1 protein-coding gene is annotated in these 1,164 nt (G+C 72.1%); it reads right to left on the bottom strand.

Features of this window, described 5'->3' with window-relative positions; all coding sequences use genetic code 11:
• A partial coding sequence (locus ACEPPI_RS40515; RefSeq protein ID WP_373920240.1) for an acyltransferase domain-containing protein occupies window positions 1-1,164 on the bottom strand: 1,164 nt, incomplete at both ends.

Here is a 1,164-nt window from a genome sequence, read left to right as displayed (position 1 = left end):
CCCATCCAGGAAGCGCACGGCATCCCGCACGTGCCGCACCCAGAACTCGGCCGAGCCCATCTCATCGGAGACCAGGGCACCGGTCAGGTTCGACACAACCGGGATCAGCGGAGCAGCGAAGGTGACACCCTCCACCACCTGGCGGAACTCCTCCAGCATGCCGTCCATGTGCGGCGAGTGGAACGCGTGGCTCACCGTCAGCCGCTTGCTCTTACGACCCTGCGCCACGAAGGCCTCGGCGATCGCGACCGCCGCGTCCTCGTCACCGGCGATCACGACCGACTGCGGCCCGTTGACGGCGGCGATGCCCACCCGGTCCGTCAGCAGCGGCAGCAGCTCGTCCTCGGACGCCTGGACGGCGATCATGGCGCCGCCTGCGGGCAGGGCCTGCATCAGCCGGCCGCGGGCCGCGACCAGCGTGCACGCGTCGTCCAGGTCCAGGACCCCGGCGGCGTGCGCGGCGGCGATCTCGCCGATGGAATGCCCGGAGAGGAAGTCGGGCTTCAGCCCCCAGCTCTCCACGAGGCGGAAGAGCGCCACCTCGACCGCGAAGAGCGCGGGCTGGGTGTAGCCGGTCTGGTCCAGCAGCTCCGCGTCCGTCCCGAACACCACGTCACGCAGCGGGAGTTCCAGATGCCCGTCCATACGGGCGCAGATCGCGTCCAGCGCGTCCGCAAACACCGGGAAGGCGTCATACAGCTCACGCCCCATCCCCAGGCGCTGGCTGCCCTGACCCGTGAACAGGAAGGCCAGCCCGCCGGAGGAAGCCGTACCGCGCACCAGCCCGGGTACGGGCTCACCGGCCGCGAGAGCGTTCAGCGCGGCGACGAACGCCGCCGGCTCCTCGGCTACGACCGTGGCCCGGTGTTCGAGCGCCGACCGCGACGTGGCCAGGGAGTAGGCGACATCGGCGGGCGACGGCAGGTCCTCGTTCGAGGCGAACCAGGTGACCAGGCGCTCGGCCTGGACGCGGAGGGCCGCCTCGCTCTTCGCTGACAGCACCCACGGCAGGACACCGGGACGTGCCTGCGGCGGCCCGGCCGGCTCCGTCTGCTCGACGTCCGGGGCCTGCTCGATGATGGTGTGGGCGTTGGTGCCGCTGAAGCCGAACGAGGAGATGCCGGCCCGGCGCGGGCGGCCGGTCTCCGGCCAGTCCCGCCGCTC

This window comes from Streptomyces sp. AB3(2024) (assembly GCF_041862025.1).
Classification (GTDB): domain Bacteria; phylum Actinomycetota; class Actinomycetes; order Streptomycetales; family Streptomycetaceae; genus Streptomyces.
Note: the sequence above shows the minus strand (reverse complement) of the source record. Positions and strands in the feature narration are given on the sequence as shown.